Source organism: Lacticaseibacillus sp. 53-4 (assembly GCF_016861805.1).
Classification (GTDB): domain Bacteria; phylum Bacillota; class Bacilli; order Lactobacillales; family Lactobacillaceae; genus Lacticaseibacillus.
In genome coordinates this window covers 1-24,712 of sequence record NZ_BOLT01000010.1, presented here as the reverse complement: position 1 = coordinate 24,712, position 24,712 = coordinate 1, and the positions used below count along the sequence as shown (strand labels likewise).

The following is a 24,712-nucleotide window of genomic DNA, read 5'->3' as shown; positions in this document are numbered from 1 at the left end:
CGCTCAAGCCCGCTCGTGCCACTTGGTAAACTTTTCAGGCTGGCCGCCGGTTTCTTCCAACCGCCCCATCAAAAAGGCGACCCGCAATGCTGGCCGCCTTTAGAAAAACTTATTTTGTTCCGAACAACCGGTCACCGGCATCACCGAGCCCCGGTACGATGTAGCCGTCTTCGTTCAGATGATCATCCAGCGCCGCCGCGTAGATGTCAACGTCTGGGTTGGCTTCCTGAACGGCTTTGACCCCTTCAGGCGCCGCCACCAGGACAACCAAGCGAATGCTTTGCGCGCCACGCTTCTTCAAGGCTTCAATCGCCATGTTGGCGGAACCGCCAGTGGCCAGCATCGGATCGACAATGATCATGTCACGCTGGTCAATGCCATCTGGCATCTTGACGAAGTACTCGTGCGGCTTCAGGGTCTTCTCATCGCGGTACATCCCAACGTGCCCAACTTTGGCGGCAGGGATCAGACGCAAAACGCCGTCGACCATGCCCAGTCCAGCGCGCAGGATCGGCACAACGACCAGCTTCTTGCCGGCCAGTTCCTTTTGGGTGGTCTTGCCCATCGGGGTTTCAATTTCAACGTCCTTCAGCGGTAAGTCACGCGTGATCTCGTAAACCATCAATTCAGCGATTTCGTTTGCGATCTCTCGGAACTCCTTGGTCCCCGCGTTCTTATCGCGGATCAAGGTCAGCTTGTGTTGAATCAACGGGTGATTCAAAACAGTAAATTTGCCCATGCAGAAAGGCCCTCCTTTTGATGTGGCGCATGCGGCCTTTGCCTAAAAAAATCACGACTCGGGGAGTCGTGATTACAGCGGGTTCCGCTTGCTTTCCGGCTTTCGCCGTAACCTTTCCTATGATAAAGGATGACGACCGGTCAGCGCAAGGGTAGATTGCCGAATCTGGTCAAGTTTTTCCTGATCATCCCGATTGGCAAGGGCCTTAGAGATGAGGTGCGCCACTTCAAGGCAATCCTCCTCGTTAAACCCGCGCGTGGTGATCGCCGCGGTACCAACCCGCAGGCCGGACGTCTTGAAGGGGCCGTTTTGCTCGCCAGGCACCTGATTCTTATTTGCGGTGATCATGACCGTATCCAGCAGATCCTGAACCTCGCGGCCGGTCATCCCGTACCCGGTGACATCCAGCAGCACCATATGGTTGTCGGAGCCGCCAGAGATCATTTTCAGGCGGGAATCTTCAGCAAATCCCCTGCACATCGCCTGCATGTTTTTAACAATTTGGGCGGCGTAATTCTTGAAGTCGGGCTGCAGGGCTTCGCCTAAAGCGACCGCCTTGGCGGCAATCACATGGTCGAGCGGTCCGCCCTGGATCCCCGGGAAGACCGCGGAGTTGATGGCCTTGCCGTACGCTGCCTTGGCAAGAATCATCCCGCCGCGCGGCCCGCGCAGCGTCTTGTGCGTGGTCGTGGTCACCACATCCGCGTAAGGCACCGGATTCATGTGCGCCCCACCGGCCACCAGGCCCGCGATGTGTGCCATATCGACCATCAAAAAGGCCCCAACGTGATCGGCGATATCGCGGAACTTGGCAAAATCGATTGCCCGGCTGTAGGCACTGGCACCAGCCACAATCAGGCGCGGCTGCACGGCTTCAGCCTGCTCAAGAATCTTGTCATAGTTCAGCCGACCAGTTTCCGGATCGAGGCCATAGTGATAAAAGTGATAGGTCTGGCCCGAGAAGCTGACCGGGCTGCCGTGCGTCAGGTGCCCGCCATCGGTCAGATCCATGGCCAGCACCTTATCGCCATCCTTGAGAAAGGCGCGGTACACGGCCATGTTCGCGCCGGAGCCGGAATGCGGCTGCACGTTGGCATACTCGGCACCGAACAGCTGCTTGGCGCGATCGATGGCCAGCTGCTCGATCTCATCGATGTACTGATTGCCGCCATAGTAGCGGTGCTTGGGGTACCCTTCGGAATATTTGTTGGTCAACACGCTGCCCTGCGCGGCGCGGACCGCGGGACTGACAATGTTTTCCGAGGCGATCAACTCAATGTTTTGCTGCTGGCGGCGTTCCTCGTTTTCAATCGCGCCGAAAACGGCTGGGTCATACTGTTTGAAATCCATGTGGCGGCTCCTCCTTATGGCGACTGCGGCGATTGGTCAAGACCAGTATACCAACCCCTAGAAGCGGCGTAAACATTCGGGACTCAACCCTTAATCCGATTTTTTTGAAATTTTCATGGTCCCTTCACTCAAAATTTCCGAACAAAAAAGCCGCACGTAGCGGCTGAAGACTCAGGCTGGCTGATCCGGATCAAAATGGTCGTTGCCCGCCGACTTGTTCAAGCGGTTCATGTACGCCGTACCCAGGCCCTCCTGACCAAACGCCTCGGCCAGGATGACCGTGACCGTCGGGTGCAGGTCAAACCACCGCAAACCGGCAAACAGGTTGTGCGTCGCCGAGGTGACATCCCGCCCCAAACTGTACGTCGGCACGGCAGAAGGGACATCCGTCAGCAGGTCGTCGGTGGCCAGAACGCCAAACGGCTGTCCTTGACGCTGTGCCCACTTGAGCGCTGCGGGAAAATCGGCAGGATGGTCCACAATCACGACCTGGGCGCTCGGTGCGTAATGCTTGTACTTCATCCCTGGCGCCTTTGGGGTCTCTTGGGCGCCGACCTTGTGGTGGTCGGACTGCACCTCACCGATTACCGGCGCCAGCAGCTCCGGAGTGATTTTCCCCGGACGCAGGATTGCCGGCGGGGTCACGGTCATGTCAATCACGGTCGACTCAACGCCCACGGTGGTCGGCCCATCGTCTAGGATCCCGGCGATTGCGCCGTCAAAATCGTGCAGGACATGTTCAGGGCGGGTCCCACTGGGCTTACCAGAGATGTTCGCTGACGGGCCAACGATTGGCCGGCCGGCAAGCGTGATCATCTGGCGCGTCAACGGGTTGGCTGGCATGCGAAACGCGGCCGTCTGCAAACCGCCGGTGACGACCATCGACAACTTGCCTGGCAAAATATTTAAGATGATGGTCAGCGGCCCTGGCCAAAACTCATCCATCAACTTTTTGGCCGCTGGCGTGATGGTCGCAAACTGCGCCACCATTTCAGGCCCGGCTACCGTGACAATCAAGGGGTTGTCCGCCGGGCGGTGCTTGGCCTGAAAGACTTTCTCCACCGCCTTGGGATCGGTCGCATCAGCGCCAAGCCCGTACACCGTTTCGGTGGGAAACGCGACTACTTCGCCGGCCTTAATTAACGCTGCCGCCTGCGCCACTTCATCTTTTTCAAATACTTTGGTTTCCATCGTTGTGCTCCTTTAAACCCAATTAGAATTGAAGCTTCACCATCCGCGGCTGCCCTGCCATGTCGTGTTTAAACGTCGCCTGCACATGCGGCAGCCGCTCGCTAAACAGCTGTGCAAGTGCGGGCTGCTGACGATAGCCGAACTCAAGGTAAGCGGCACCCCCTGGCGTCACGTGTGCCTCGATCTGCTCGGCAAACCGCTGAAACAGTGCCAGCCCATCATCATCGGCGAATAACGCCAAGGCCGGCTCGTACTTCAGCGTGCTTTGATCCATCACTGGCGTCTCCGCCCGACTAATGTATGGCAGATTGCTGATCACGAAATCAAACCGCTGAGGCAAGGATAAAAATAAATCACTTTGAACAAACTGCACGCGCCGAGCCAGCCTGGCCGCATTTTCATTGGCCACCGCAAGCGCAGCGGCGGAAACGTCGCTAAGCGTCATCGCGGTGTGCGGCAGCTGCTTGGCCAGCGTGAGGCCGATAGCTCCGGAACCGGTACCCAAATCCAGCCCAGTGCGAGCCGTCCTCTGGTCCGCAGCCGCCCACGCGACCAACTCTTCCGTCTCAAACCGCGGAATTAACACTGCCGGCGTCACCTTGAACAGATCGCCGTAAAACGGTGCCACCCCAACAATGTACTGCGCTGGCTCGTTGCGCCCCAGCCGCGCGACATCTTGTTCAAACTGGGCAAGGGCTGGGGCTGGCAGCTCATCCCGGTCGTGAAGCCGCAACTGACTGGGGGTAAAATCAGCTCGCATTTCTAGCACATACCGCGCCCCATCCGGGTCAACGCCTTTGGCTGAAAGCACAGAAGACGCCCACCTGAGCGCCTCCCCGTATGTTTTACTCATCGATTTGTTCCATCTTGTTGGTCTGATCTTGAACGATCAGTGCGTCGATGATCTCATCGAGTTCGCCGTTCATGATCCGGTCCAGCTTGTTGAGCGTGAGACCAATGCGATGATCCGTCACCCGGTTTTGCGGGTAATTGTAGGTGCGGATGCGTTCGGAACGGTCCCCGGAGCCGATAGCGGTCTTGCGCTTTTCAGCGTACTCGCTTTCGTTTTGGCTTTCGTAGTAGTCGTAAACCCGTGAGCGCAGGATCTGCATCGCTTTGACGCGGTTTTGCTGCTGGCTGCGCTGGTCCTGCATGGTCACGACAATCCCGGTCGGCAAATGCGTCATCCGCACGGCTGAGCTGGTTTTGTTGATATGCTGACCACCGGCACCACTGGAGCGGTAGACGTCGGTGCGGATATCCTTGGGGTCGATTTCCAGATCGACCTCATCATACTCGGGCATGACCCCGACCGTCGCCGTCGACGTGTGGACCCGGCCAGCGCTTTCGGTCACGGGCACGCGCTGCACGCGGTGCGCCCCGTTTTCGTACTTCAGCTTAGAATACACGTTTTGCCCCTGAATCAGGACGGACACTTCTTTGTAGCCGCCAACTTCCGTGGGGTTTTCGTCGATGATCTCGGTGGTCCAGCCCTGGCGCTCGGCGTACTTCATGTACATGGACAACAAATCGCCCGCAAACAGGCTGGCTTCATCGCCGCCGGCCGCGCCGCGAATTTCCATGATGATGTTCTTATCGTCATTAGGGTCCTTCGGCAGCATCAGCGTCTTGATTTCTTGTTCAAGCTGCTCCAACTGAGGGTTAAGGTCATTCAGATCCTCTTTGGCCAGCTCGGTGAGGTCCTCATCCTTGCTTTCCCGCAGCACTTCCTCGCTTTCGCTGATGTCCTGCTTCACTTGTTTGTATTTCTTGTAGGCGGCCACCACGTCGCGCATCCCGCCTTCCTCTTTGGAAAGCTCAAGGTAGCGCTTGGTGTCATTGATAACCGCCGGGTCGGAAAGCAGTTCTTCCAGCTCCTCATAGCGGCCAATCAGCCCGTCTAACTGGGTAAAAATCTTATCCATAAAATTCCTCCATTAAAATGACCACGACGCCTGGTCTAGGCTTTCAGCTTTTCCGGCGGGAAGTAGTAGTGGTGCCGGCAAACCGGAAAATAAGCCTCATTACCGCCGATCATGATCTGCTCGCCTTCGTACACCGGCTTGCCGGCATGCACCCGCAGGTTCATAGTCGCCTTTTTGGCGCAGAACCAGCAGATGGTTTTCATTTCCTCGATTTTATCCGCGTAGGTCAGCAGATACTTTGACCCCTCGAACAGTTCGTTGCGAAAATCATTCTTCAGCCCAAATGCCATCACTGGAATGTGCAGCTCGTCAACGACTCGTGCGCACTCAAAGACGTGGTGCTTCTTCAGAAACTGCGCCTCGTCGATCAGCACACAGTAAGCATGCGGATCGAGCTTGGACACGAGGTCGAAAATGTTCGTGTCATCGTCGATGGCCTTGGCCGGCCGCTCCAACCCGATGCGGCTGGAGATAATGCCGACGCCTGAGCGGTCGTCCACCGCAGAGGTCAAGATGATGACGTTCTTGTGCTGCTCCTCGTAGTTATGCGCGACTTTTAAGATCTCAATGCTTTTGCCTGAGTTCATCGCACCATAGCGGAAAAACAATTGTGCCATAAGGGCCTCCCTAGGCAGGAAAACACCCTGCCGCTTAAAATTCACCTTATCCAGTATAACGGAATCTTTACCATAATAACATGGTCCCAGGCAGAATCGCGGGGCGGCTATGCTATGATAGTAGCTGCAAAACTAAAAGAGAGAGGCCTTCGACATGCCATCTTTAAAAAGCCAATTCGCGATCGCGGCCGGGCGCCTGAGCTACTGGTACCTGCACAAGTTCCGCCACGGCGGCTCTGCCTACCCGGGCAAGCTCGCGACCAAAATCGACCCGGACGTGCTCGCCAGTTTGGGCCAGGACCGCGACACCATCATCGTCACCGGCACTAACGGGAAAACCCTGACCACCGCGCTGATCGTCAAAGTGCTTGCCCAGCAGTACGACGACATTTTGACCAATCCCACCGGCTCAAACATGCTGCAAGGGATCATTGGCGCCTACTTTGCCCACAAAGAAAAGCCTAACGCCAAGCACAAAATTGCCGTCCTCGAAGTCGACGAGGCCAACGTGGCACCGGTCGCCCGCTACCTGCACCCGAAGGCCTTCGTCATGACCAACATCTTCCGCGATCAGATGGACCGCTACGGTGAGTTTTACACCACCTACGCCAAGATTCTGCGCGGCGTGAAAGCCAACCCCAAGGCGCTGGTCATCGCCAACGGGGACGCGCCTATTTTTTCCTCACGGGAGCTGGAAAATCCGCTGCGCTACTACGGCTTTGCGCTCGCAGAAGACGCCGAAAAGGACATCAAGGCCCCGGCCAATACCGACGGCGTGCTCTGCCCGGTGTGTGAGCACATTTTGCACTACCATGGCATCACCTACTCGAACCTGGGCAGCTTCTTCTGCCCGAACTGCGGCTTCAAGCGGCCAGTGCTGAATCACCAAGTCACCGCGGTCACCGAGCAGACCCCGACGGCCTCAAAGTTTGAAATCGACGGCCACCCCTACCGCTTGTCGGTTGGCGGGACCTACAACATTTACAACGCCCTAGCCGCCTATGCAGTGGGCGCGGAGTTCGGCATCACCCCTGAGCAGATCGCCAAGGCCTTCAGCTACGACGAAAAAGTCTTCGGCCGCCAGGAACAGATCAAGATTGGCCAAAAGAACGTCACCTTGATCTTGGTTAAAAATCCGGTCGGACTCAACGAAGTCCTGAGCATGATCCAGCGGCAAAATCAGCCGTTTGCCTTCGCCATGCTGCTCAATGCCAATTACGCAGACGGCACGGACACCTCCTGGATCTGGGATGGCAACTTGGAGCAGCTGGTTCAAAGCGGTCTGGCCACCTCTTACATGGTCGGCGGCGAGCGCTACAAGGACATCGCCTTCCGCATGCAGGTGGCAGGCGTTGACCCGGCGGTCTTGACCACCAAGCCCAACTTGGATGACGTCATCGCCTACCTGAAAAACGTCCAGGAAGACCAAATCTACCTGCTCGCCACCTACACGGCGGTCTTGCAGATGCGAGAAAAATTCAGCCAGGCCGGCTTGATCAAAGCAGGCTTCTAACTGTTAACACTCAAAAGCCCCGCTGCCAGCGTGCTTCCGAAACTCGGAACGCACTGACAGCGAGGCTTTTTAGGCGACAATTATTCTTCTTCGCCCGGGGTGGAAGTGATCATCATCATCTTGCCGGTAAAGGTCCAAGACTTGATCTGGTTGGGAATGATGAAGTGGGTGCCCTTCTTGATCGGGTAGGACTGACCATCCGCTTCGATCGTCCCTTCGCCGTCCAGCACGGAAACCAGGGTGTAAGGCGCCGTTGGGGTCTGGGTCAGCTTGCCATCCAAGTCGATCTTGTAAACGGAGAAGAACTTGGAGATTGGTGCGGTGACAAACGTGGTGATTGTCGCGTCATCCTTCTGCTCACTGGTGATGTTGAGCTTCGGATCCTGGCTCGGTACGGTGGTGGTGTCAATGCTCTGCTGCAAGTGCAGTTCGCGCTTCTTGCCATCCTTGCCCACGCGGTCGTAATCGTACAGACGGTAGGTGGTGTCTGAGCTCTGCTGCGTCTCCAGCACCATGATGCCCTTGTTCAGCGCGTGAATGGTGCCGCTTGGAACGTAGACAAAGTCGCCGGTTTTGACTGGCACCTTGCGCAAAAGTTTGTCCCACTCGCCCTTGTGGATCATGTCGGCGAGCTCTTCGCGGGTCTTGGCGTGGTGGCCGTAAATCAGGTACGAGCCTGGTTCGGCAGAAATGACGTACCAGCATTCCGTCTTGCCGAGCTCACCTGGGCGCTCGTGCGCGGCAGCGTAGGCGTCATCCGGGTGGACTTGGACCGACAGGCTGTCGTTGGCATCCAGGATCTTCGTCAGCAGCGGGAAGACCTTGGCCTTTTGATGGCCAAAGTAGTCCTGGTCTTCTTTCCACGCGACGTCGAGGGTCTTACCCTTCAGCGGGCCGTTAGCGATCACGTCAGGGCCGTTCGGATGCGCTGAAATGGCCCACAGCTCGCCGATCTTGCCGTCTGGGATCTTGTAGCCAAACTCGGTTTCAAGCTTGCGCCCGCCCCAGATCTTTTCGTGAAATACGGGTTCTAGAAAAATTGGTTCCGTCAATGAAATTTCCTCCCCATTACATTTCTATCAATGCATTTATCGAATCCAGTTTAACACAGCGGCCAGTGTCATGAATGCGCCGCCATGAAATTCGCAACTAATTCGTCGCGCAGGGTCAAAAACGCCAAGTTGGGCTGTGGGTGCACCCGGTTGGCCAACACAATCAGCGCCTCTTTTAGCTGCGGCTGAATCAGCCAGAACGTGCCGGTGTACCCGGTGTGGTACAGCCAAAGCCGATGGCCGGCGTCCTCACGCAGGTCCCAGCCCAAACTGCGGCCAAGGTGATTGGTAGTCTCGTCTTGCAAGATGGTCGCAAACGCGCGCGGCCAGGCGGCACTTTGACGCTGGCCAAGCGCAAATTCGCTGAACCGGATCAAGTCATCCAGGCTGGCAAACAGGCCCGCTGAACCGCTGTGCTCGCGGAGAATCGCGGCTTTGGGATCGTGCACGAGGCCTTGGCGCAAGCCGGCCTCAGGAGAATAAGTCGTCGGCACGCAGCGGCTGGGTTCGGGGCTGAAGGTCGCACCTGTCAGCCCCAGTGGGGTCAGCACGCGCTGCTGAATCAGCGGCTGGATCGGCGCCTGGTAAATATTTTCCAGCGCCCAGCCGACTAAAAGCAAGTTCACATCACGATAAACGACCTCTCGATCGCATTCGGTCGTCACCTTCAGTTGCGAGATCAGCGCCTGGCGCAGGGCCTTGGGCGCAAGCTCATCGCGGTGCGGGATGTAACCTTCTAGCCCCGAGGTGTGCGTGAGCGCCTGCCGGAAGGTCGTCGGCTGGTGAAATTCGGGCAGATACCGCCGGATTGGGTCATCAACGGCGACTCGTCCTTCGTCTACCGCCTGCAAAAAGACTGTCGTGGTGCCAATCACCTTGGTCAAAGACGCCAGGTCATAGAGTGCGCCCGACTTCAGCGGGGTGGGAGCCGGGACCCAGGTGGCCTCGCCTGCCACCATCAAAGTCTGAACGCCGCTATGCAGCCATGCGGCGCTCACCCCTGGAGCGGTTTGCTCTTCAATAATTGCCGATACTGCCTTCATTACATCCATCAGTCCGCCTCCAATACGCCCTAGTATACCGCGCCTAACAAAAAGCCGACCAGTGTTGGTCGACTGTCGTCACGCGATTGAAAACCAGAGCGTCAGGTGATTCGGGCCATCAATCATCAGGTAATCATTGACGGCATCGTACTTGAAATCCGTCCACCCGCGTGTTTGAAGGTTGAGCTTAAGCAGATTCATCATGCTGTGATTAGGAATGATCACACTGACATAATGGGCCCCGACAGCCTTGGCCGGCCTTGGTCCAATCGCGCGTTTGATGACCTCAATGCCAAAATGCATGGTGTTGTCGCCAATCGTCAGATAAGCCCAGCTGGCCGTTTTCTGTTGCAAGATAAACCCCAGCGTGTGTTGGACATGATCGACCGTTTCATCCAGCACCGGCGTTTCCACCACCAGCCGCCCGATGAACGTCGGCGGCGGCAAAATTGGGGCGCGCGCAGGCGGCTTTGGCAAACGGGGCGAGGGCATGGGCTTGCCCGCCGCGTCTGTAAAATTGTACCCGTGCCCAACCACCAGGCGCGGCCCTTCATCGTACTCAAGAATGACCCCGGTCCCTTCCGGATCAGTCAACCGCACGCCGCGGCTAAAGCCCGTTTTAAACCACCCGCTGACCGGCACGCCCTGGGCCTTAAGCCACGCCACTTGCTTGAGCACCACCGGCAGCGTCGGCACAGACAGCGCAAAGGCACTGAGGCCCGCAGTCGGCTTACTCGCCATGGTGCCGCCGTCTTCCAGCAGTAACAGCACCCGATGATTGGCCTGAAGCCCCAGCAGCACCTGGTGGCGGCCGTCCTGCAAGATCTCCAGGCCCAACATTTTCACGTACCACGTCCGCATCACGCTCAGATCGTGCACTCGCAGCGCCACAAAGCCAATACGCGACGAGGGATTCAGCATCATCTGTGTCATCTGCTCACCTCCTGCCGATTTGGTTTATAGCATAAGCGAGTTTGCCAAAAAGGGCACGGATTTTGACTCGCAGCAAAAAAACTCCCACCAAGCGAACAAGCCGCTTGGTGGGAGTTATTCGTCCCTCTTTTAAATTGTGGTACTGCCACTGAACTGACTGTTATACAGGTCAGCATAGAAGCCATTTTTCGCCATCAAGGTGTCGTGGTTACCAGTCTCAACAATCGAGCCGTGGTTCATCACGATAATGTTGTCGGCATCGCGAATCGTCGACAGCCGGTGGGCGACCACGAAGCTGGTGCGGCCCTTCAGCAGGCGACTCATCGCGTGCTGAATGTGCACTTCGGTCCGTGTATCAACCGAACTGGTGGCTTCATCAAGGATCAGGATCTCAGGATCGGCGACAAACGCCCGGGCAATGGTCAATAGCTGCCGCTGCCCTTGCGAAATGTTGGACGCGGATTCGTTCAAAACCGTGTCGTAGCCCTTCGGCAGCTGGCGAACAAAGCTGTCCACATGGGCCGCCTTGGCCGCATTGAGAATCTCTTCGTCAGTCGCGTCTTCGCGGCCGTACTTCAGGTTGTCCCAAATGGTGCCGGTGAAGAGCCAGGTGTCCTGCAGGACCATCGCGTAGTGCTTGCGGACATCCTCGCGCGTCATGTCACGAATGTCTGTGCCCCACATTCGAATGGAACCACCGCTGACATCGTAGAAGCGCTCGAGCATGTTGATGACCGTGGTCTTACCGGCCCCAGTCGGCCCAACAATGGCAATCATCTGGCCCGGTTCAACGGTCAAGTTGTAATCCTTCATCAGAATTGGGCTGTTTTGGTAGCCAAACTTGACGTGATCCATGACCAGCGGGTGCTTGTCGCCTTCGATTGGCGTCACGCCAGACTCAATGTCTTCCATCTCGGGCTCGTCGATGACCTCAAAGACACGCTCAGCCGAAGCAATCGTGTTTTGAATGGTGTTGGCCAAGTTGGCCAGCTGCGAAATTGGCTGGGAGAACTGCTGGGTGTACTGCAGGAAAGCCTGCACGTTCCCCAGGGTGACTGTTCCGTTAGAAACCGAGATGCCACCGAAGATCGCCACAAACACGTACCCGAGGTTATTCAGGAACGTCATTAGCGGCATGATAATCCCAGAGACAAACTGCGCTTTCCAGGCCGAATCATAAAACGCCTGATTTTCCACTTCGAAGGCCTTCATCGCGTCTTCTTCGCGGTTGAACGACTTCACGATGACTTGGCCGGCGTAATTTTCTTCGACATAGTTGTTGAGCAGCCCAAGGGCCTTCTGCTGGCCGGCAAAATACTTCTGCGAACGCGGCGCAACAATGCCCACGATGACCAGACTCAGCGGGATCGTGACGAGCGCGATCAGCGTCAGCTTCCAGGAAATCGTCAGCATCATCCACAAGGTCCCAATGAACGTGAAGGTACTGGTGACCAGCTGAGTCAGACTCTGCTGCAGCGTCGAGGCAATGTTATCCATGTCGTTGATGGCACGGGACATGATATCCCCATTGCTGTGCGTGTCGTAGTAGTTGATCGGCAGCCGCTGCATCTTGGCCTTGAGCTCCTTGCGCAGGTCGTAAACCGTGCGCTGAGAAATGCGGGTCATGATGAACTGCTGCATGAACGAGAACAGTGCCGACGCCAGGTACATGAAGATCACAAGGATCATGATGTCCTTGATCTTGTCAAAATTGATTGGGAACTGGCTCATCGGGATGCCCGCTTTTTGCTGCGCGACCCCTTTCATGTAACCCTTAAAGATTTCCGTGGTCGCTTCCCCTAAAATCTTCGGCGTGCGGATCTGGAAAATCGTGGAGGCGATGGCAAAGAGCATGACCACCACAATCCCAATCAAGCGGGATTTCATATAACCAAACAGGCGGAAGGTGGTGCCCCAGAAATTCTTCGGCTTTTCGACCACGCCGCCGCGAGCGCCTGGTCCATGACCGCCGCCTGCTGGCCTGGTTGAAGTTGTGCGATTCGTTTCAGCCATTATTTTTCATCCCCTTCGCGAATTTGTGAGTTAACAATTTCCCGGTAAGTCTCGTTGTTGGCCTTCAGCTCGGCGTGCTTGCCGCGGCCAACCATCTGGCCGTTGTCCAGCACGACGATCGTGTCGGCATCGGCAACCGTCGACACCCGCTGACCGACAATGACCACAACGCGCTGCGAAATCTTTTCGTCGTCCTTGAGCGCCTGCCGCAGCTCGGCGTCCGTCTTGAAGTCCAGCGCAGAAAACGAATCATCGAAGACGTAAACGGCCGCGTCTTTGATCAGCGCTCGCGCAATCGCTAGACGCTGCTTTTGGCCACCAGAGAAGTTATCCCCGCCCTGTTCGACTTTGTAGTCCAACCCTTCCGGATTGGCCGCAATGAAGTCTTTAGCCTGGGCCACTTCCAGCGCGTGCCAGATTTCGTCGTCCGTCGCGTCATCGTTGCCGTACTGCATGTTGGAACGGACCGTCCCGGAAAAGAGGTTGGCCTTTTGCGGCACAAACGCAATTTTGCGGTGCAGTTCGGCCAGATCCACGTCCTTGACGTTCATTCCGTTCACTTTGACTGCCCCTTCTTCCACGTCATAGAACCGCGGAATCAGGTTAACCAAAGTACTTTTACCAGAACCGGTACCGCCAATAATGGCTAGCGTCTGGCCGGCCTTCATATCGAAATCGACGCCTTGCAGCGCTGGCTCCTCGGCCTCGTGATAACGAAACTGCACATGGTCAAACTGAAGCTCGGGAGTGGTCTCCGCAAAAGGTGTTGGGTTGGCCGGCGACTTGACCGTCGTCGTTTGGTCCAGCACTTCATTGATCCGGACCGCCGAAGCCTGCGCCCGGGGAATGAAGACGAAGATCATCGACAGCATCATGAAGCTCATCAGGATCTGCATCGCGTAGGTAATGAACGCGATCAGGTTCCCAGTTTGCATCGCTTGGGCCGCGATCAGATGGCCGCCCCACCAGTCGATGGCAATGTTGGTCCCGGACATGATCAGCGTCATGACCGGCATCATCATCGCCATGATGGAAAAGACCTTCACGGCGTTGTTGGTGTAATCCTGGTTGACCCCTTCAAACCGGTCCTGTTCGAATTGGTCCTGCCGAAACGCCCGGATAACCCGGACCCCGGTCAGGCCTTCGCGAAAGACCAAGTTGATGTTATCGGTTTTTTGCTGCATGCCGCGGAACAGCGGCACGGCAAACTTCATCACAATCCCGATGAAAATCGCCATGATTGGCAGCACCACCAGAAAAATCAACGTCAGGGTGTGGTTCTTCTGGTAAGCCAGGAAACTCGCGCCGATCAGCATGATTGGTGCCATGATCATCATGCGCAAGATCATGACCCAAACGTTTTGAATCTGCGTCACGTCGTTGGTGGTTCGGGTGATCAGACTGCTGGTCCCAATTTGGTCCATTTCATCATGGGAGTAGTTGATGACCTTGCGATAAACGTCAGAGCGAATGCGCTGGCCCAATTTCTGGGACACGCGCGCCGCCAGAAAGACGTTGCAGATGGCGGCTAAGGCACTGATGACCGCAAAGGCGATCATTTTGAACCCTTCCTGCCAGATGTAGTTAATGTTGCCGGTGGCGACCCCGTTATTGACGATGTCGGCAGTCAAGTTAGGCAGGTAGAGGCTGGTGATGACCTGAATGATCATGAACACCACCGCCCCGGTGATCTGCGCGGCTGACACCCGGCCTTTGGCTAATTTAATCATGTACTTCCTCCTCTGCTATCGCGACGCCGTACTGGAGCCAGTTCAGCATCTTTGCCATTCGCGCCTTCAGAGCGGTCGTGGTCACGTTCTCACCGTTTTTGCGGCGGCTGTAATAATAACCGATTGATTGCATAAAGACCCACATCACCTGCCGAAACAGCATCGCGACGTCCTCGTCGGATTTGACCTTCAGCTTGCTACGATCAAGGTGTTCCAGTGTGTAGTCAAGAAACACTTTTTTATGCGGCTGCGCGGGTGCCGTCTTTTTGGGCATCGAGCTAAAATGTGCCGCGTTATGGAAGTCCATATACAAAAAGACGTTGGCATAAAACTCGCGGTGCGGCCCCTTCAGCAGCTTCTCGACGGCTTTGTCAAAGAAATCTGCCGCCATGCCAAACAAATCCCCGTCATGGGCTTGCATGACCTGCTTGTACAGGTCTTCAGTCTGCGTGCGGGTCCGGTCCAGCAAATAAAAAAAGATGTCGCTTTTATCTTCAAAATACTGGTAAAAACTGCCGCGCGGAATGCCGGCGTCCTTAATGATATTCGAGATGCTCGCGTCTTGGAACGACGCGCGGGAGAACTCATCATAGGCCGCCTTGATCAGCCGTTTGCGTTTCGGTTCCGCCAGCCGGAAAAATGTTGGTTTTGGCATACGGACTCCTTTCTCAAAAATGACATTATGTCATGTGACAACTTGTCATTATACGCGCTCCCGGTCAAAAAACAACCGTGATTTGACTCGTTTTCAGAAAATGTTGGCAAAAAAACGCTCCGCGGTCGCAGCACGAGCGATCGCGGAGCGGAGCAGAGGTTAAGCATGATCTGCGGGCACTGCTGTCGGCCCGGCAAGCGCCAGAATCTGCTTTGGGGCGGTCAGGTTAACACCGCGCACCACCCACTGGTCGCCGGTCACATCAACCCGCGTGACAGACGTGTTTTTGAGCAGCGTCACCGGCAGCTGGTCTGGGGCCAGCTCGTAGACCAACGCGCTCAAACTAACGCCGTGGGCCACGATCAACACATTGGCATCAGGCTGATTGGCGGCGACGATTTCGGCGAAGGCTTGACGAACGCGGGCAATCAGCTCATCCAGCGTTTCCGCTTGGCCAGTGTCATCCATGGCGTGAAAGTTGCGCACCAGCGTGCGAAATTGTGGGGCATCCAGCCACATTTTGGCAAAGGCGCGCACGCCAAAGCGCTTCGTCGTTTTGCGCATCAATTTCATGTTGCTCATGCCTTCGTTGCCACCGAAGTAGTATTCGCGCAGCCCGGCCTTTTCCTGAAGCACCGGCGCGTCCGCATGCTCAGCCAGGATAGCCTTGGCCGTCTCAATGGCGCGTCTGCGATCAGAGCTGTACGCCGCATCAAAGTGAATCGGCTTGAGCAGGTCACCCAGGGCCGCGGCGGCCTCCTCGCCTCTGGCAGTCAGCTTCGCATCAGTCACCCCTTGCAGCTTCTGGGCCCGGTTCATCTCGGTTTCACCGTGTCGCACCAGGTACAAATGAACGGTCATCTAAAGGCCCCCTTTCTATACTTTCCACTAGTTCCATGTTATCATATTCGGCAGTAATTCCACTCAGGCTGAAGACGGAGGTAGCTGGTTTGGACCTGGCAACGCAAGTACTCGCATACATTAAAACGCATCCGCAGCAAACCACCATCATTCGCCGCGGCTACCAAAACACGATTGGCTTCCGGCTCAAAGACACTCTGATTTTTCCCGACCTGCACGAATGGTTCCCGGAAAATCGACTGAATGCCTTCCCGCTGGCAAGTGAGTTCCTGTCGCATCACCGCCGCTTGGTGCATTGGCTGGCCGAAGTGATCGATCCGGACGAGCCGCCTGAGCCCAAGGCCATCTGGCTGACTTTCAGCCATGTGACTGCCGCCAAATTCCTGTACGTTGAGGTCTCCTTTGAATAAGCAAATCGCGGCGCTGCGCACGCGCGCCGTACAGGCGGCCATTATGGCAATGCTGCTTTGGGCCATGCGCATCTTACTCAATTGGCCGTGGTTGCTGTTCGTGGTTCTGGCTGCCATTGTGTATGGGCTCTTCTGTTTCGGCTACGCGATTTTCCTGTGGACCATTCGGAAAAAATAAGATTCAGGCCACTGGGTCTGAATCTTATTTTTTTGCCTTCTTTTTGCGCCCTAAGAAGACGTAATCGGCAAGTGAAATCAGCAGCGCGACCACAATCAAGATCTTGGTCCAAGTGGGGCCGAGCGACCCTCGCATGAGCCACACCACAATCAACAGCACTAAGGCGATGATTTGGTCGATAAACTGCTGCACGTAATGGTTCGGGTCTTGTTGATTGGCCATGACCAGCCTCCTCATTTTATCTTCAGTATTTTAGCACGGATGAACGCCCGTTGTCTGCCGCTGGCGGTATACTACAAGCAAACGGGAGGCGATTTGAATGAACATGGCGATCACACACGACCAGTTTCAGCTGATCAAAGCTGGCACCAAAACCATCGAGGTGCGGTTAAACGATGCCAAACGCCGCCAGCTGCGGCCGGGCAACCACATTACATTCACCGATTTGACCACGGGGGCAGAGCTGCGCGTGCAGGTGTCCGCCATTGATCACTTCGCCAGCTTCACGGCGCTTTACACGGCTTTTCCCGGGCCTCAGGTCGGCGCGGCCGTCAATGATTCAGTGGCCAAGATGACACAGGACACGTATCAGCACTATAACCCAGCGCAGGAACGGGCCACCGGTGTGCTGGCCATCCATATCAGTCTAAACTGAGCCGCCGGCCAAACTCGGGTCGGCAAGTTCAGGCCTTGAAATTGCCCGGCCGATACTTGGTGCCCTTGACCAGTTTGAAGTCGGACTTCAACCCGTTGGTGATGTACACCTTATTGTTATTGGTGACAAAAATTGCTTCAATGTCTTGATGGCGCTTCTTGTTCATATAGGCGAGCCCACCATTCAGTCCCTTGTCAAACGCGGCGTTGGACAGCGCGTCGCCATCAACGCTTTGCTTGGACACAATGGTGACCGAGGCGAGATTATTGTCATAAGGATACCCGGTTTTGGCGTTAAACAGGTAGATGTACTTATGGCCATGCGACATGAGGTACTGCTCGTATGTCCCGGCGGTCACCACTGACATGTTGGCCGCGTGAATCGTGCCCAGCGGGGTGCCGCGACTGGCCTTGGGGTCTTGAATCCCCACGGTCCACTTGCGGCCCGGGGCCTTAGGCGAGTGTCCCATGACGATGACGTTGCCACCCAGGTCAATAATGGCCGTGGTGACACCGTCTTTTTTCAGCGTCCGCCGCACTTCATCTGCGACCCAGCCCTTGGCGATCCCGCCAAAATCCAGGCGCATCCCTTTTTTCGTCAGATAAACCGTCCGCTGCTTGGCGTTGAACTGAACGTCTCGCCAGTTGACCAGGGGCAGTGCCGCGGTGATTTCCGCGGGCTTGGGAACTCGGGCGCCAGGCAGACCAATTTTCCAAAGATTGGTCACCGCCCCGATGGCCATGTCGAAGCTGCCGTTGGAATTCTCGGAAAAATACTGGGCCTTTTTCAGCAGCGGCCAAAAATCCTTGGGCACCCGCACCGGTTTGATCCCGGCGTTGGCATTGATCTTGTCCAATACCGAGCCACTGCGGGTCAAAGTGGCCTCACTGTCGATATGACGGATTGTTTTCAGCCCGTCCTTGACCGCTCCTTGCTTGCCGCTGTCGTACACCGTGACCTTGCAGATGGTGCCCAGCGAAAACTCACTGTCCGTGTACGGATTGTTGGGCCGCAGCTTGGGCGCGGCCTGCTTCTGACCGCAGCCGGTCAGCAGCAGGCCTGCCACCCCTGCGGCCAATAACGCCGCGCAACGTTTGATTTTGATCATGCTGATCCCTTCTCACTCACAAGTCTAACCGCCGGCATCCCCGTCCTCGCCAGCATTAAAAAAGCCGGACAACGTTGTCCGGCGGGATTGGGTAGATAGGGAACAGAACTACCTTCACATGGTGCTCATTGGCTGTTGATTTGCCGGCATTCTTGCTTGTGCAATTTCTTCCGCCACTCTATTTCCACTCTATAAGTTGACGTAACGAGCAAACTTAGACGCAATTTTTGACTTAGATTCATCGGTGACCGACGTGTAAATGTCCATGGTGGTTGCAAGACGCTTGTGTCCAAGTTGAGCCTGAACTTCCTTAGCCTCGATATTGCCCGCATGCGCCAAAGTGGCGTATGTGTGTCTGAAACCATGAACGGTTATCCGTTTCAGCGGATTGTCGGGGTGTTTCTTGTTGTGAGCCTTGACGATCCAGTCTAGCCATTTTTGCGGATACGTTAGCTGCAATAGATCATTGGCATCTGACGTAAAAATCAACTGATCCGCGCCCACTGGCCTCATACCTACAGCAAACAGTTCTTGCCGCTGTTCCCACTGGCGGCGCTGTAGAATGCTGATTGTCTTAGGGTCAACACTCACATTCCTGTTGCTGGCGTACGTCTTTGGTGAGTTAACCATTAGCCTATATCCGTCGCCTTCTGTGACGGTTTTATTGACTGTGATCGTACCAGCCGAGAAATCAATATCAGACCACCGTAATGCCAGAGCTTCGCCCCGGCGCATACCAGTAAATGCAAGCAGCCTAAACAGCGTATATGCCTTTGGGTTGTTGAATTCAGTGGCTGCTTCAAAGAACGTCTTCAATTCGTCTAACGCGTAGTAATTATCCTTCATCGTGGTTGCTGGCTTCTCTCGATCTACCGGCACAATGACTTTTACAGTTGGATTGCTGTATGCAATATCCATTCTGATCGCGTACTTGAATATGCGTGACACCATGCCTAAGAACTGACGGTACTTCGCAAAGCCAGCAGCGAACCACTCATTGATTGCTGTCTGACAGTCTAACGGGGTTATCTTTGAAAGTATCTTATCCCCGAACCGAGGCAAGATATGGAGCCTGAAATTATCCCGCGTTTTGACCCATGTCGATTCCCTGACCGTATTTTTATATTGTTCAAACCACGAATCATACACCTCCTGAAATGTTAACCGGTTTGATTCACTGAATCCGTGCCGCCGTTGGTTTTCTTCAAACCGCGCGGCTTTTATTTTTGCTTCAGATTTGGTGGCAAACCCCTGACGAGTAACCTTGTGTCGCTCGCCTGTCTTCGGATCTGATGCGGTGTATGCCTGAAATTTCCAAGCAGTTCCGCCAGATTTCAACTTGTAACGTGTAATTGATGCCATTTGCTTTCTCCTATCCGTCACGCTGGGCAGGCGGTGTTAGATTGGAGATTGGCGCCCCTAATTGGGGCATAAAGACGAGGTTAGCGCAATTTTTCGTTGGCCCCTAAGACGCCGCTCAACGCGATGCCTCAAAAACTATTTTAGAAACTGTTGAATCCAGTCCGTTAGATCAACATTCACAATTGAGATGCTATGATCGCTACTTAATTTATTGGTTACATGTTTATCCGGTGGAAAGAAACTATTACCGCTGACAAGAGAGAGATTTACAGGTTTACCGCCATCTTTTGACCAAGTTACTATCGCAGTGCTTCGCTGATCAATTCCGCTCAAATTACGATGGTGGTTCCCCAGAATAATAAGCGCTGTGGACAATATATTAGATGTGAGTCGTTCGCTTTCTTCATCAGTGCAGTCTCTTATGAAGTCCATAAACTTGTTTGAGTTGTCAACTAGACCGCGTAATTTTGGGTCGAGTTCATCCGCTGTAAATGCCGGAAAGACATACCCCATTATATTCCCCTTTGGTGTTTTGGTGAGGCTAATAGAAAGAGTTGCTCCAAAATAGGATGCGTCTTCCTTGTTTTCTTCAGACATATCACAAAGCTGCGCATATATTCCAATAGATAAGTCGTTCACGTCATCAGAGATGCTCTCGTTCATGCCACGAACGGTTTCAATCGAAGTAAATGCTACAATCGCGCGAGTATCATCTTTGATGATTACATTTTCAACTTTTGTATTTAGTGCCTTTATGATTGCATCCAATGTGGCAAGTTGAATTCCCTTACTATCGTTGTTTGCAATCTGAGATAGGGTTTTTCGCGAAATGCCTGTTTTTTCAGATAGCGCAGAGATTGACATGTGAGCATCAGACATAAGTTGACTGAGATTAAATTTAAGCATCATTTGCCCTCCTTAGGTACTATCATAACCACATTCAAAAAAATGACAATGATGAGTTGCAATTTTCTTAAACAGGTGTATCCTAAAGGTGTCAGATATTTAGATTTGGCAACTATGAGTTTCATCGAGGTGAGAAAAATGGCAACAAGAGCGGAGATCATTTTACCTGATGACTTCGATACGATACTGGATCATAAAATTCGGTTGGCAGTTGTTGAGGCAGTGGGCCGAATGAAGACGGAAGCGGATAAACCAGAGCGATATAAGCTTGGCGAGGCAGCTCAAGCAGCAAATATTTCCCGAAACACGCTGTCTAAGTGGATTAGAGAAGGTTTACCCGTTTCAATCGTAGGTAGTACCAAGCGCATCAAGCGAGTGGACTTAGAAAAGTTCATGGAAGGAAAAACTATTTAACTGCGCTGGGCAGGCGGGCATGTAAGCAACTTATGACAGGCGCATAGCGTCAGAAAGGCACAACATCATGAAGCTATTCAGTAAAGAAGAGATGGCACTAGACCGCGAACTCGGAGATTTGATGGATGACATTAACCTCAACATTCTAGCCATTACAGAAGACAGCAATGTCACGGTTGGCGGTAAGTATGTCCCCAACAGCGAGCTGGCAATCACGGCTGCAAAAGAGCTGCTGCGGGTATCGGAGATCCTAAAGCTGTATGAAAACGAGGAGGCCGCTGATGATTAATATCATTGTGTGGCTACTAAGCCACCCGCTCACCGTCCCAGCACTCTGCATGGCGTTCCTGATCGGGGCCGTCTGCGGCGCTTATTTTCAATTCTCGGAGGACGATCGTCATGCCAAAAATGGTTAGCACAAGGTTCGGATTTCAGTGGCGAGACTACGTGCAAGCCGATGCCGAGTGTGATCGGTACTGGCAAGCGCAAAAAGCCGAAAAGCGCTCACTGATTGAAGCCACAAAAAAATCGCCAAGAGTGGCAGCTCAAGGCGAGAAAAAGACAAGCGGAAAGATCTATATTCCTTTCTAGCTTGCCTCTAGTTAGATGCTTTTGTCAAGAAAAATGGAGGCAATTTATGATGGATATTAATGATCTGGGAGAAGTTAACGCAATTCTAACAGACGCAAGCAACATTGGCTTAGCACTATATGACAAAATTCAGGCTCTGTATGATTTATCAAGTCGCGGTATTAACAAGAAAGATGAAGGAATCGTGCTCTTCGAAGTGACGCGTTCAAGTGGTACGTATGAAGCTTTGCTTAGCTGCATGATGGATAAGATCATCGACAGCCGTCGGTTGCTAGAAGCTGGTATGAAGCAAGGTGGTGATCCCGATGCCGACAATGCTTGAGATGGCCCTCTCATACCAGCAACACGGCTTTGCCGTCTATCCCCTAGCACCAGGCACCAGAACACCGCTCAAAGGCTCACACGGGTATAAGGACGCTACCACGGACCCTAAGCAAGCCGAGGCATGGTGGGGTGAACACCCTGACTACAATATCGGCCTAGGACTTGACGGCATGCTGGTATTCGACATTGACATGGGACACAAGAGTGCCGCTGATGGCAATGAATCGCTGGCAAAACTAAGCGCTGATGGGCGCGCTGGCCAGATACCGTCTACCTATATTGAAACTACCCCAAACGGTGGACTTCATATGTTCTTCACCTATCCCAAGGAATTGAAGCTAACCAGTCGGGCCGATCTGTTCTCCAAGTCTGGAGAGAAAACCGGTCTCGATTACACGGCGCTGGGCGTGCCCGTCTATCCCAGCATGCGAGACAGCGGCATGTATAAACCACTAAAAGGCCACAAGCTGACCACGGTTGCCCCTGCTCCGCAGTGGCTGCTAGACGAGATTAACCGATATAGAGGACCCGTTGTCGGATCATACCGCACTGATCCGGATTCATGGTTTGGCAACTTCATCAATCGACTTGTAGATGGTTCAGACGAAGGAAACCGAAATCAGTGGTTGGCCAGCATTGCCGGTTCAGTCTTTCGGTCGGGTGCTGATCCAGATAACTGTGCGGATCTAATTCAAACTATCAACCAGCGCTATGTTCGCCCTCCCTTGCCTAATGGCGAGCTAGTTAAGATCATCAAGTCAATCAGCAAGCGCGAAATTGCGCGCCGCAGTTAGGGGGTGAAGCATACGGACAGCTTAAAGGAAGAACTAAACAAGTCGCCAGAGTTTACCCGGCTCAAGGCGATCTCTAAAAGCTCATTAGAACCATTTGACGTGAACAAGTATCCAGAGCCTCAAGATAAGACCGAGAAAGGTATTCGGGCATATAACAAACAGCTTGCTGCCAAGTTACCGAACTGGTTAAGAGTTTGGTTTCAAGCCGAGCAGCGCGATGAAGACGATCCCCAAAACGTAACCATTCATCGGAATATCAAGGTGGACTTTCTCACCTACGGCTACCACTTCATGGATAAAACACGAGTAGAGAGTTTTCCCGGGTTGAGTGAAGGCGCGATATATGAGCCCAGTAAAGGGACGTGGCGCACATTTGGCAAGGGTGAGTTCACTAAGACCACCGAGAGCAGAACCACCAAAGAGATGCTCAAATGGGGACTGTATCGTGAGAGTGATATTACAGGCGCCAGACGATTCTTGCAACGCATCAGCTACAACGAGGACTATGGTAAGCGATCACCATTTGATGAGAACCCACATCCAGAACTAGTTGCGTTCGCCAATGGCACATACAGCATACTGACCAATAAGATGCAGGAAAGTAGCGCTGACAATTACATGCTGAACGCCCATGAGTACGCGGTAGATCCAGATAGGGACGATTGTCCAGAGACTGAACGACTGCTTGCAGCTATGATGGGCGATGCCGCCGTCACCTTTGAAGAATTCATCGGTTATATGTTCTACCGGTCATATCACCCATTCCAAGAGTTCTTATGGCTATATGGGACTGGTGGCGAAGGTAAAAGCACTCTCATTCGTCGTATTACCAACCTTATCGGGAAAGACAACGTATCAGCATCAAAGCCGGCAGACCTCGCCAATGGAGAACGTCGTTTTGAAACGGCCAATCTATACGGCAAAGAAGCAAACATCGTGGCCGACGTTGGCACAGACTACCTCAAGAGTACAGCCGCGATCAAGTCCCTAACTGGTGGCGACTATATACCGGCCGAGTTCAAAGGCATTCAGAACTTTAAGTTTATGAACTATGCCAAGCTACTATTCAGCGCTAACGAGATGCCAGCATTCAGCGACCACAGCACCGGGTTCGCTGATCGTGTCATCGTTATCAAGATGATCAACGGCGACACCCGGCACACACACTGGTGGGATCAGTTCGACGACACCAAAATGGACGAAGAAACACCACGTTTTGCCATGAAGTGCATGCACATGTTTGCCAAGGCGCTTAAAAGCGGTGGCCTGACAAAACCTGATTCGGTAGTAAACGCAAGCCAAGAGTGGCTGGACGCAAACGACCACTTCAAAGAGTTCCTAGACCAGTATGCCGAGATCAACCTAGAAGATGATCGTGGCGAGGCCTCTACAGTGGTTACTGCCGAATACAAGCGCTTTTGCCAAGACAACAACTATATGGACAGAACGACGACACAAGCCATAACCAAGAAGCTCGATGCCTACGGAGTGAAAAAGGTAAGCAGCCGCAGAGGGTTTGACAATGACACCGGTAGTACACGACGATACATCGGTTTGCGTCTAACGGGATCACTGCTAAATCCAAGATTCAACTGAAAACAAAATGAATGCCGATATTTTCTGCACTTTGGTGACAACCTTACTCGCTCAAGGGATTAGCGCGAATATTTTTGGTGACGGGTGTCACCGAACTTCGGTGACAATCGTTCAATCCTTACGCGCTCAACGAATACAGAAAAACAAGTTCGGTGACAGTTACTATCAATCCTGTGTCACCAAAACTTCGGTGACACGTTACCGAAAATATTTGAAGTTCGGTGACAGTAGAACGTTGATATATAGGCGTTTATAAGTGCTTGTCACCGAAGTACCGAAAATTCTGCGATTTTACCAAATTATTTTGCCCGTCTGTTAGAGACAGTCGGAACACGAAAGGAAGAAAAATTATGGACACAGTATGGGAAGTATTTCATGGTCAGAGCTTGAAGCAGTTAGTTGACGATGCACATCAGGACATGCCAACGCCATATCACGCAACACATGTTAGTGTTCAGTACCTCAACAATGAAAGGGTGGTTACGGTATTGGGCGAACTCGACAAGGAGGAATAGCATGAAGAACTATTCAATTGCCCGCCTGAACAAGGTGGCTGAAATCGGTAAGACAGTCAACCACAAGACTAGCGCAGGTATTAACATCTCTACATTCGAGCCGACTGGCACCCTGTTCTATGGATCATATAACCGCACCGTTACACAGACCTACCAGATCACTGGCACAGACTTAGAGGACACCATCGCCATCGTGGTACGTCACACTGACGCGCTAGACGACAGCATGATGATAAA

30 protein-coding genes are annotated in these 24,712 nt (G+C 53.8%); 13 read left to right on the top strand and 17 right to left on the bottom strand.

The features are described 5' to 3' along the window. Window positions 1-109 precede the first annotated feature (109 nt). The 6 genes from upp to JUF21_RS05545 all read right to left on the bottom strand — a co-directional run bounded on the left by upp (window position 110) and on the right by JUF21_RS05545 (window position 5,822). A complete protein-coding gene (gene upp / locus JUF21_RS05570; RefSeq protein ID WP_125756729.1) occupies window positions 110-739 on the bottom strand; it encodes a uracil phosphoribosyltransferase in 630 nt (209 codons plus the stop codon). A gap of 117 nt (window positions 740-856) precedes the next feature. Then, window positions 857-2,089, bottom strand: coding sequence for a serine hydroxymethyltransferase (glyA, locus tag JUF21_RS05565; RefSeq protein WP_125756727.1), 1,233 nt, complete (start codon window positions 2,087-2,089; stop codon window positions 857-859). Between the two features lie 171 nt (window positions 2,090-2,260). After that, window positions 2,261-3,280, bottom strand: coding sequence for an L-threonylcarbamoyladenylate synthase (locus JUF21_RS05560; protein ID WP_203663416.1), 1,020 nt, complete (start codon window positions 3,278-3,280; stop codon window positions 2,261-2,263). A gap of 22 nt (window positions 3,281-3,302) precedes the next feature. Further along, window positions 3,303-4,133, bottom strand: coding sequence for a peptide chain release factor N(5)-glutamine methyltransferase (gene prmC / locus JUF21_RS05555; RefSeq protein WP_203663407.1), 831 nt, complete (start codon window positions 4,131-4,133; stop codon window positions 3,303-3,305). Continuing rightward, on the bottom strand, window positions 4,126-5,205 hold the full coding sequence (gene prfA / locus JUF21_RS05550; RefSeq protein ID WP_203623130.1) for a peptide chain release factor 1: 1,080 nt from the start codon (window positions 5,203-5,205) through the stop codon (window positions 4,126-4,128). Before prfA ends, prmC begins: the two co-directional genes overlap by 8 nt. Before the next feature lie 35 nt (window positions 5,206-5,240). Beyond that, window positions 5,241-5,822: a thymidine kinase gene (locus tag JUF21_RS05545; RefSeq protein WP_125756719.1), complete on the bottom strand. Its 582-nt coding sequence runs from the start codon at window positions 5,820-5,822 to the stop codon at window positions 5,241-5,243. A 154-nt stretch (window positions 5,823-5,976) separates the two neighbouring features. Between JUF21_RS05545 and JUF21_RS05540 the strand changes: the two genes are divergently transcribed. Next, window positions 5,977-7,335 carry a Mur ligase family protein gene (locus JUF21_RS05540; protein ID WP_203623131.1) on the top strand — a complete coding sequence of 453 codons (1,359 nt, stop codon included), beginning with the start codon at window positions 5,977-5,979 and terminating at the stop codon, window positions 7,333-7,335. A gap of 80 nt (window positions 7,336-7,415) precedes the next feature. Here the strand turns inward: JUF21_RS05540 and manA are convergent, their stop codons facing one another. The 7 genes from manA to JUF21_RS05505 form a co-directional block, all read right to left on the bottom strand. Further along, window positions 7,416-8,387 carry a mannose-6-phosphate isomerase, class I gene (gene manA / locus JUF21_RS05535; RefSeq protein ID WP_203623132.1) on the bottom strand — a complete coding sequence of 324 codons (972 nt, stop codon included), beginning with the start codon at window positions 8,385-8,387 and terminating at the stop codon, window positions 7,416-7,418. Window positions 8,388-8,455: 68 nt separating this feature from the next. Continuing rightward, complete coding sequence (locus JUF21_RS05530; protein WP_203623133.1) at window positions 8,456-9,439, bottom strand: serine hydrolase; 984 nt, start codon at window positions 9,437-9,439, stop codon at window positions 8,456-8,458. A 69-nt stretch (window positions 9,440-9,508) separates the two neighbouring features. After that, window positions 9,509-10,363: a VOC family protein gene (locus JUF21_RS05525; RefSeq protein WP_203663398.1), complete on the bottom strand. Its 855-nt coding sequence runs from the start codon at window positions 10,361-10,363 to the stop codon at window positions 9,509-9,511. 129 nt (window positions 10,364-10,492) lie between these two features. Then, a complete protein-coding gene (locus JUF21_RS05520; protein WP_125756709.1) occupies window positions 10,493-12,376 on the bottom strand; it encodes an ABC transporter ATP-binding protein in 1,884 nt (627 codons plus the stop codon). Next, entirely contained in the window at window positions 12,376-14,106 is a 1,731-nt protein-coding gene (locus JUF21_RS05515; RefSeq protein ID WP_203623135.1) for an ABC transporter ATP-binding protein, read from the bottom strand. Before JUF21_RS05515 ends, JUF21_RS05520 begins: the two co-directional genes overlap by 1 nt. Further along, window positions 14,099-14,761 (bottom strand): TetR/AcrR family transcriptional regulator, encoded by a 663-nt coding sequence (locus JUF21_RS05510; protein ID WP_203623136.1) that lies wholly within the window; start codon window positions 14,759-14,761, stop codon window positions 14,099-14,101. Before JUF21_RS05510 ends, JUF21_RS05515 begins: the two co-directional genes overlap by 8 nt. Before the next feature lie 159 nt (window positions 14,762-14,920). Further along, window positions 14,921-15,622, bottom strand: a complete 702-nt coding sequence (locus JUF21_RS05505) for a histidine phosphatase family protein (RefSeq protein ID WP_203623137.1) — start codon at window positions 15,620-15,622, stop codon at window positions 14,921-14,923. 89 nt (window positions 15,623-15,711) lie between these two features. On the opposite strand from JUF21_RS05505, the gene JUF21_RS05500 reads away from it, so the two are divergent. Both JUF21_RS05500 and JUF21_RS05495 read left to right on the top strand, forming a co-directional pair. After that, the gene (locus JUF21_RS05500) at window positions 15,712-16,032 is read left to right on the top strand and encodes a hypothetical protein (RefSeq protein ID WP_203663396.1); all 321 of its coding nucleotides are present in this window, start codon (window positions 15,712-15,714) and stop codon (window positions 16,030-16,032) included. Next, a complete protein-coding gene (locus tag JUF21_RS05495; RefSeq protein ID WP_203623139.1) occupies window positions 16,025-16,210 on the top strand; it encodes a hypothetical protein in 186 nt (61 codons plus the stop codon). Before JUF21_RS05500 ends, JUF21_RS05495 begins: the two co-directional genes overlap by 8 nt. Before the next feature lie 24 nt (window positions 16,211-16,234). Here the strand turns inward: JUF21_RS05495 and JUF21_RS05490 are convergent, their stop codons facing one another. Next, window positions 16,235-16,432, bottom strand: a complete 198-nt coding sequence (locus JUF21_RS05490; RefSeq protein WP_125756697.1) for a hypothetical protein — start codon at window positions 16,430-16,432, stop codon at window positions 16,235-16,237. A 97-nt stretch (window positions 16,433-16,529) separates the two neighbouring features. On the opposite strand from JUF21_RS05490, the gene JUF21_RS05485 reads away from it, so the two are divergent. Then, entirely contained in the window at window positions 16,530-16,865 is a 336-nt protein-coding gene (locus JUF21_RS05485; protein WP_203663394.1) for an ASCH domain-containing protein, read from the top strand. Between the two features lie 28 nt (window positions 16,866-16,893). Here the strand turns inward: JUF21_RS05485 and JUF21_RS05480 are convergent, their stop codons facing one another. The 3 genes from JUF21_RS05480 to JUF21_RS05470 form a co-directional block, all read right to left on the bottom strand. Next, window positions 16,894-17,964: an FAD:protein FMN transferase gene (locus JUF21_RS05480; RefSeq protein ID WP_374706437.1), complete on the bottom strand. Its 1,071-nt coding sequence runs from the start codon at window positions 17,962-17,964 to the stop codon at window positions 16,894-16,896. Window positions 17,965-18,162: 198 nt separating this feature from the next. After that, a complete protein-coding gene (locus JUF21_RS05475) occupies window positions 18,163-19,335 on the bottom strand; it encodes a site-specific integrase (protein WP_203663392.1) in 1,173 nt (390 codons plus the stop codon). Between the two features lie 135 nt (window positions 19,336-19,470). Then, window positions 19,471-20,241: a helix-turn-helix transcriptional regulator gene (locus JUF21_RS05470; protein ID WP_203663390.1), complete on the bottom strand. Its 771-nt coding sequence runs from the start codon at window positions 20,239-20,241 to the stop codon at window positions 19,471-19,473. 138 nt (window positions 20,242-20,379) lie between these two features. Between JUF21_RS05470 and JUF21_RS05465 the strand changes: the two genes are divergently transcribed. The 9 genes from JUF21_RS05465 to JUF21_RS05430 form a co-directional block, all read left to right on the top strand. Further along, the gene (locus tag JUF21_RS05465; protein ID WP_203663388.1) at window positions 20,380-20,655 is read left to right on the top strand and encodes a helix-turn-helix domain-containing protein; all 276 of its coding nucleotides are present in this window, start codon (window positions 20,380-20,382) and stop codon (window positions 20,653-20,655) included. 67 nt (window positions 20,656-20,722) lie between these two features. Continuing rightward, window positions 20,723-20,944, top strand: coding sequence for a hypothetical protein (locus JUF21_RS05460; RefSeq protein WP_054662750.1), 222 nt, complete (start codon window positions 20,723-20,725; stop codon window positions 20,942-20,944). Next, the gene (locus JUF21_RS12020) at window positions 20,937-21,071 is read left to right on the top strand and encodes a hypothetical protein (RefSeq protein ID WP_255559894.1); all 135 of its coding nucleotides are present in this window, start codon (window positions 20,937-20,939) and stop codon (window positions 21,069-21,071) included. Before JUF21_RS05460 ends, JUF21_RS12020 begins: the two co-directional genes overlap by 8 nt. Beyond that, a complete protein-coding gene (locus JUF21_RS05455; protein WP_203663386.1) occupies window positions 21,055-21,246 on the top strand; it encodes a hypothetical protein in 192 nt (63 codons plus the stop codon). Before JUF21_RS12020 ends, JUF21_RS05455 begins: the two co-directional genes overlap by 17 nt. A 46-nt stretch (window positions 21,247-21,292) precedes the next feature. Continuing rightward, window positions 21,293-21,568 carry a hypothetical protein gene (locus tag JUF21_RS05450; protein WP_203663384.1) on the top strand — a complete coding sequence of 92 codons (276 nt, stop codon included), beginning with the start codon at window positions 21,293-21,295 and terminating at the stop codon, window positions 21,566-21,568. After that, window positions 21,552-22,364, top strand: a complete 813-nt coding sequence (locus JUF21_RS05445; RefSeq protein ID WP_203663383.1) for a bifunctional DNA primase/polymerase — start codon at window positions 21,552-21,554, stop codon at window positions 22,362-22,364. The genes JUF21_RS05450 and JUF21_RS05445 overlap by 17 nt, the downstream gene beginning before the upstream one ends. Before the next feature lie 3 nt (window positions 22,365-22,367). Beyond that, window positions 22,368-23,960 (top strand): phage/plasmid primase, P4 family, encoded by a 1,593-nt coding sequence (locus tag JUF21_RS05440; RefSeq protein ID WP_203663381.1) that lies wholly within the window; start codon window positions 22,368-22,370, stop codon window positions 23,958-23,960. Window positions 23,961-24,310: 350 nt separating this feature from the next. Further along, window positions 24,311-24,475, top strand: coding sequence for a hypothetical protein (locus tag JUF21_RS05435; protein WP_203663375.1), 165 nt, complete (start codon window positions 24,311-24,313; stop codon window positions 24,473-24,475). A gap of 1 nt (window position 24,476) precedes the next feature. Continuing rightward, window positions 24,477-24,712: phage head closure protein (locus JUF21_RS05430; RefSeq protein WP_203663373.1), on the top strand; the 236-nt coding region annotated here is incomplete at its 3' end.

Excerpts from the sequence above, each read along its gene's own strand:
- upp (WP_125756729.1), bottom strand. The coding sequence starts at position 739 with ATGGGCAAATTTACTGTTTTGAATCACCCGTTGATTCAACACAAGCTG.
- glyA (WP_125756727.1), bottom strand. The coding sequence starts at position 2,089 with ATGGATTTCAAACAGTATGACCCAGCCGTTTTCGGCGCGATTGAAAAC.
- JUF21_RS05560 (WP_203663416.1), bottom strand. The coding sequence starts at position 3,280 with ATGGAAACCAAAGTATTTGAAAAAGATGAAGTGGCGCAGGCGGCAGCG.
- prmC (WP_203663407.1), bottom strand. The coding sequence starts at position 4,133 with ATGAGTAAAACATACGGGGAGGCGCTCAGGTGGGCGTCTTCTGTGCTT.
- prfA (WP_203623130.1), bottom strand. The coding sequence starts at position 5,205 with ATGGATAAGATTTTTACCCAGTTAGACGGGCTGATTGGCCGCTATGAG.
- JUF21_RS05545 (WP_125756719.1), bottom strand. The coding sequence starts at position 5,822 with ATGGCACAATTGTTTTTCCGCTATGGTGCGATGAACTCAGGCAAAAGC.
- JUF21_RS05540 (WP_203623131.1), top strand. The coding sequence starts at position 5,977 with ATGCCATCTTTAAAAAGCCAATTCGCGATCGCGGCCGGGCGCCTGAGC.
- JUF21_RS05530 (WP_203623133.1), bottom strand. The coding sequence starts at position 9,439 with ATGGATGTAATGAAGGCAGTATCGGCAATTATTGAAGAGCAAACCGCT.
- JUF21_RS05525 (WP_203663398.1), bottom strand. The coding sequence starts at position 10,363 with ATGACACAGATGATGCTGAATCCCTCGTCGCGTATTGGCTTTGTGGCG.
- JUF21_RS05520 (WP_125756709.1), bottom strand. The coding sequence starts at position 12,376 with ATGGCTGAAACGAATCGCACAACTTCAACCAGGCCAGCAGGCGGCGGT.
- JUF21_RS05515 (WP_203623135.1), bottom strand. The coding sequence starts at position 14,106 with ATGATTAAATTAGCCAAAGGCCGGGTGTCAGCCGCGCAGATCACCGGG.
- JUF21_RS05510 (WP_203623136.1), bottom strand. The coding sequence starts at position 14,761 with ATGCCAAAACCAACATTTTTCCGGCTGGCGGAACCGAAACGCAAACGG.
- JUF21_RS05505 (WP_203623137.1), bottom strand. The coding sequence starts at position 15,622 with ATGACCGTTCATTTGTACCTGGTGCGACACGGTGAAACCGAGATGAAC.
- JUF21_RS05490 (WP_125756697.1), bottom strand. The coding sequence starts at position 16,432 with ATGGCCAATCAACAAGACCCGAACCATTACGTGCAGCAGTTTATCGAC.
- JUF21_RS05485 (WP_203663394.1), top strand. The coding sequence starts at position 16,530 with ATGAACATGGCGATCACACACGACCAGTTTCAGCTGATCAAAGCTGGC.
- JUF21_RS05475 (WP_203663392.1), bottom strand. The coding sequence starts at position 19,335 with ATGGCATCAATTACACGTTACAAGTTGAAATCTGGCGGAACTGCTTGG.
- JUF21_RS05470 (WP_203663390.1), bottom strand. The coding sequence starts at position 20,241 with ATGCTTAAATTTAATCTCAGTCAACTTATGTCTGATGCTCACATGTCA.
- JUF21_RS05465 (WP_203663388.1), top strand. The coding sequence starts at position 20,380 with ATGGCAACAAGAGCGGAGATCATTTTACCTGATGACTTCGATACGATA.
- JUF21_RS05460 (WP_054662750.1), top strand. The coding sequence starts at position 20,723 with ATGAAGCTATTCAGTAAAGAAGAGATGGCACTAGACCGCGAACTCGGA.
- JUF21_RS12020 (WP_255559894.1), top strand. The coding sequence starts at position 20,937 with ATGATTAATATCATTGTGTGGCTACTAAGCCACCCGCTCACCGTCCCA.
- JUF21_RS05455 (WP_203663386.1), top strand. The coding sequence starts at position 21,055 with ATGCCAAAAATGGTTAGCACAAGGTTCGGATTTCAGTGGCGAGACTAC.
- JUF21_RS05450 (WP_203663384.1), top strand. The coding sequence starts at position 21,293 with ATGATGGATATTAATGATCTGGGAGAAGTTAACGCAATTCTAACAGAC.
- JUF21_RS05445 (WP_203663383.1), top strand. The coding sequence starts at position 21,552 with ATGCCGACAATGCTTGAGATGGCCCTCTCATACCAGCAACACGGCTTT.
- JUF21_RS05435 (WP_203663375.1), top strand. The coding sequence starts at position 24,311 with ATGGACACAGTATGGGAAGTATTTCATGGTCAGAGCTTGAAGCAGTTA.